Genomic DNA, 1,635 nt, shown 5'->3' on the forward strand with positions numbered 1-1,635 from the left:
ACCATGGATGGCAAAGACTTGAGCCCAATACCGTATCTGTCTTGAAGGGATTGAATATTGTTTTGCTAAGTAGCGAGATGACGTGCCATCTAAATATTGCTTAGCAATGATACATTTTAGCTCTCGGCTATATTTGGACATAAAAAGACCCCCAATAATTGGTGTCCAACTATTGGGGGTCAGTTCAAAAAGCGGCTCTTGATTTTCAAACTATTTGAATTCGTTCAGATTACTCTTTACCGAATACGTTGTTCTCTTGCTCTTGTACACGGATGAAAGTCGTACGCTTAGTTAGCTCTTTAAGCTTCGCTGCGCCTACGTATGTACAAGTTGAACGTACACCACCAAGGATGTCAGAAATTGTGTTGTGAACTGAACCACGGAACGGAAGTAAAACAGTTTTACCTTCAGCTGCACGGTACTTAGCAACACCACCTGAGTGCTTGTCCATAGCCGACTGTGAAGACATGCCGTAGAACTTCATGAATTGCTTACCGTCTTGCTCAACAACTTCACCGCCTGACTCTTCGTGGCCTGCTAGCATACCGCCTAGCATTACGAAATCAGCACCGCCACCGAACGCTTTAGATACGTCACCAGCACATGAACAGCCACCGTCACCGATGATCATGCCACCAAGGCCGTGAGCCGCGTCGCCACACTCGATGATTGCAGAAAGTTGAGGGTAACCTACACCAGTTTTAACACGTGTAGTACAAACTGAACCTGGGCCGATTCCAACTTTAACGATGTCTGCACCTGCTAGGATTAGCTCTTCAACCATATCACCTGTAACAACGTTACCAGCAGAGATTACTTTGTCTGGGAACTCTGCTCGTACTTTCTGTACGTACTCAACTAGGTGCTCTGAGTAGCCGTTAGCGATATCAATACAGATAAATACGAAATCTTCGCTAAGCGCCATGATTTGCTTAGTTTTCTCAAACTCAGCTTCAGAAGTACCTGTTGATACAAATACGTTGTTCAGCGTTTTCTTGTCTGCTGTTTTTGCGAACTCAGCCCACTGCTCTACTGTGTAGTGCTTGTGTACTGCAGTCATTACACCGTGCTCTGCTAGAGCCGCTGCCATTTCGAAACTTGCTACCGAATCCATGTTCGCTGCGATTACTGGTACACCAGACCATTGACGACCGCTATGCTTGAATGTAAACTCGCGGGTTAATTCAACTTGAGAACGACTTTTAAGAGTAGAACGCTTTGGGCGGAATAATACATCTTTGAAGCCTAACTTAAGTTCTTGTTCGATACGCATGATAATTTGTCCTGTAATCATATTACGTGTCGTGCGTTTTCGGTAAGCGTTGGCAGACGCTTTACTGAGTTTCGGACACAAAAAAACCGGAGCGTTGGCAGACGCTCCGGTTTTCAGCATTATAGGCTGTGATTTACTAACAGCAAGTCTGATATTTCATTTTTTTTTGTGCTATCCTCTCAAAGATTCCATATCTGGTAAAAGCTCCCCGCTCCTACTTTTCGACTAAATTCTTAGTAATTAATAACTTAACAACACATTCGCGCAAACGCTGTCGGTTTATTGCGCAAACGTTTTCCTTTCAAATTCGACTAAAAAACGTTCGATAAGGCAAATTTGTGAAAAAAGTGCCCTTTAATCAC

1 protein-coding gene and 1 pseudogene are annotated in these 1,635 nt (G+C 43.7%); both read right to left on the reverse strand.

Going from position 1 to position 1,635, the window contains the following annotated elements:
- Window positions 1-141 (reverse strand): annotated as a pseudogene (locus BCT81_RS29995) (helix-turn-helix domain-containing protein); the annotation flags it as partial.
- Between the two features lie 88 nt (window positions 142-229).
- The gene (locus tag BCT81_RS12285) at window positions 230-1,273 is read right to left on the reverse strand and encodes a GMP reductase (RefSeq protein WP_102424591.1); all 1,044 of its coding nucleotides are present in this window, start codon (window positions 1,271-1,273) and stop codon (window positions 230-232) included.
- Between the last annotated feature and the right edge of the window lie 362 nt (window positions 1,274-1,635).

The sequence above is a fragment of the Vibrio sp. 10N.261.52.A1 genome (genome assembly GCF_002876325.1).
In the GTDB taxonomy this organism is placed as follows: domain Bacteria; phylum Pseudomonadota; class Gammaproteobacteria; order Enterobacterales; family Vibrionaceae; genus Vibrio; species Vibrio chagasii.